The organism is Ruegeria arenilitoris (assembly GCF_013032855.1).
Lineage (GTDB): Bacteria > Pseudomonadota > Alphaproteobacteria > Rhodobacterales > Rhodobacteraceae > Ruegeria > Ruegeria arenilitoris.
Genome location: NZ_WQDA01000009.1, coordinates 1 through 1,247, shown reverse-complemented (window position 1 = coordinate 1,247; position 1,247 = coordinate 1). Strand labels below are relative to the sequence as shown.

Below are 1,247 nucleotides of genomic sequence, written 5' to 3'. Positions count from 1 at the left end.
GCCCCCCCTATTTTCTGTGGCCTATTAAAAATAGGCGCCCCTTCTCGCGAACTTACGGGGTTATTTTGCAGAGTTCCTTAACATTGGTTTTCTCGCTCGCCTTAGAATACTCATCTTGGGAACGTGTGTTCGTTCTCGGTACAGGTTGATAAAAAATTAACACTAGAAGCTTTTCTTGGAAACATGAAATCATTCAATTCGTTACTCGACCGAAGTCTTCACTATGCATCACAACTCAAGATTATGCTATACGGATTTGCCTATATAACTCTCTTGTTGCTTACCCCACAATCCAGTAAGTGGTAGAACTATCCTTTTTCGTCACTCCATCATTCTTTTACCAAGTACAGGAATATTAACCTGTTGTCCATCGACTATGCATTTCTGCCTCATCTTAGGCCCTGACTAACCCTGGGTGGACGAACCTTGCCCAGGAAACCTTTCCCAATAGGCGTCGAAGATTCTCACTTCGAATCGTTACTCATGCCGGCATTCTCACTTTTAATCTCTCCACCAGTCCTCACGGTCTGACTTCAACGAAATTAAAACGCTCTCCTAACGCACATAATGTGCCCGTAGCTTCGGTATTGTGTTTGAGTCCCGTTACATTATTGGCGCAAGATCTCTTGACTAGTGAGCAATTACGCACTCTTTAAAAGGTGGCTGCTTCTAAGCCAACTTCCTAGTTGTTTATGAAATCTCACAACCTTTCTCACTTAACACAATTTTGGGACCTTAGCTGACGATCTGGGTTGTTTCCCTCGCGAGCGTGGACGTTATCACCCACGTTCCGACTGCATAGCTTAATTTTAATGGTATTCGGAGTTTGATTATAGTCAGTACAGCTAGATGCCGCCATTCCACATTCAGTGCTCTACCCCCATTAAACAATACTATACGCTAGCCCTAAAGCTATTTCGAAGAGAACCAGCTATCTCCAGGTTCGATTGGAATTTCACCGCTATCCACAAGTCATCCGGGCACTTTTTAGCGTACTACGGTTCGGTCCTCCACTTAGTTTTACCTAAGCTTCAACCTGCTCATGGATAGATCACCTGGTTTCGGGTATATGCCAATATACTAAAGTCGCCCTATTCAGACTCGGTTTCCCTACGGCTCCGCTTTTTTCTGCTTAACCTTGCATATTAACATAACTCGCCGGCCCATACTGCAAGATGTACGCCATCACACTTTAACGTGCTCTGACTAATTGTAAGTAAATGGTTTCAGAATCTATTTCACTCCCC

General features: G+C 43.9%; 1 rRNA gene. It reads right to left on the bottom strand.

Features of this window, described 5'->3' with window-relative positions:
• Positions 1-1,247: ribosomal RNA gene (locus GOW72_RS18880) — 23S ribosomal RNA — on the bottom strand; the annotation flags it as partial.